1 pseudogene is annotated in these 282 nt (G+C 52.8%); it reads left to right on the plus strand.

Going from position 1 to position 282, the window contains the following annotated elements:
* A pseudogene (locus H3Z84_RS07010) lies at positions 1-141 on the plus strand (transposase); the annotation flags it as partial.
* Positions 142-282: the final 141 nt, after the last annotated feature.

Consider the following 282-nt stretch of genomic DNA (forward strand, 5'->3'; position numbering starts at 1 on the left):
CGCCCCGGTTCTCGTAAAAAACTGGACGACCGAAAGCTAAAGGCCGAGAAGCTCAAAGCCAGCGCCCGGGCCAAAGTGGAACACCCATTCCGGTACATCAAGCAGGTCTTTGGCTATAGCAAAGTTCGCTATCGCGGCTTGCCCCCTCTGTCAGCCTAGTTGTCCAGTTGGCGATTTAGCCTGAATTTCACTAGTCGGGGCGGCATGGGAGCATTCATGCCACGTTATTCCGAAGAACGTAAAGCGGCCGTTTTAAATAAGTTGTTACCTCCGCAAAACCGA

It is taken from the genome of Marinobacter sp. bablab_jr003, assembly GCF_016464245.1.
Classification (GTDB): Bacteria; Pseudomonadota; Gammaproteobacteria; order Pseudomonadales; family Oleiphilaceae; genus Marinobacter; species Marinobacter vinifirmus.